Source organism: Oscillibacter sp. CAG:155 (genome assembly GCA_000436875.1).
Taxonomy (GTDB): Bacteria; Bacillota; Clostridia; order Oscillospirales; family Oscillospiraceae; genus Oscillibacter.
In genome coordinates this window covers 1-1361 of sequence record FR890922.1, presented here as the reverse complement: position 1 = coordinate 1361, position 1361 = coordinate 1, and the positions used below count along the sequence as shown (strand labels likewise).

Annotated in this window: 1 protein-coding gene and 1 pseudogene; both read left to right on the top strand. The window is 53.0% G+C overall.

The genetic code is table 11. The features are described from left to right. Positions 1-504, top strand: a pseudogene (locus tag QZL67_RS06680) (hypothetical protein); the annotation flags it as partial. Positions 505-514: 10 nt separating this feature from the next. Beyond that, positions 515-1361 (top strand): DUF4314 domain-containing protein (locus QZL67_RS06675; protein ID WP_292920029.1); only part of this gene is annotated, 847 nt, incomplete at its 3' end.

Sequence of the window (1361 nt, the reverse complement as noted above, 5' to 3'; positions counted from 1 at the left end):
ATCAAAGAAGAACTTCCACTCCGCAATACGACCGGATTCAAGCACGAAACGCTTTCTGAAGATCCAGAGATCAAGAAAGCAGTGGATGATATTCTGTTGGATTTTGCAGGCGAAGAAAATCCTCGACGAACCTGTAACTACGGTTTGACCGAGAAAGGGCTTCGAGCCCTTCGAGATGTGGCAAACTCGTCCCTCCCCCATTCCTATGCGTGGTTTGTAATGACTGATTGTAACACCCCGCAGGAGCAGCTCCACCGTAATCTGACCCTGGACGAAGCGGTCGAGCTCTATCAGAGCAGCGACCATCCTGAGAAACGGCTTGGTGTCACCAAGGATGACTTCGCTACAGTCGACTTTGTCCGAATGGTGGACGGGGAGCAGACATTTTTCGGTGACTATCAGAAACTGGAGAGTTTCAAGAACGATCCAACGATTTTCGAGGCAGTAGAACAACTCCATCAGGAGTTGGAGGATATGTCCCAAGATCAGGGCATGACCATGTAGGAGGTGCAAGATGCAAATACAAAAAGAGTGGCTGGACTTTCTCCGGGAGCAATATCCCAAGGGGTCTCGCATTCGATTGACGGAAATGAAAGATGATCCCTACGCACTGTCCCCTGGCAGTATGGGGACTCTGGATCATATCGATGACGCAGGCCAATTCCATGTGAAGTGGGACAACGGCAGCGGCCTTGCCCTCATCATCGGCGAGGATCGGTTTCCGGTCCAGCTTCCAGAACCTCAGACGCTGAAGTTCTATATGCCTCTCACCGCTCAACTTTACGGTCGTGACAGCTGGGGAGATCTGGAGGAGTACGGCAACGATTTGAATGGCCGTGATCTGCGAGACTATCAGTCGTGTATTCACGAGGCACTTCTGGAAAACCAGGTGCCGGAGGAAAAAAGCCGTGGCCTTATGCGCTGGTATGACAAACAGGATGGGGTGAATGAGAAAGTTCAGTCCATCGTGTTTGACGCAGAGAGCCGCGATGGGCAGCTGTGGTGCGTAGCGGAATGCAAGGTAGTGGGCGAACTTCTGCCGGAGGAAAAAGAGGCCCTGGCTGATTACATTTCAGGGCAGGCATCGGACGGTTGGGGCGAGGGATTTGAGCAACGGGCCATCGACTTGGAAGAGGGAGAACTCTATGTGAGTCTCTGGAACTCCAGCAACTGGACAATCCAGACAGAGGAAGAGAAGTTCTCCCCCGATTCGCTCACCCGCCTGCCGGATATGTGCTGGTCTGTGCTTCCCGGAGAAGGAACCCTTATCTGCATCAAAAAAGGTGAGAGCGGCTACTACCCCAGCGACTGGAGTACCGGCGACAGGGCCCAGAACCGCTACCTGGCGGACTATAACAACC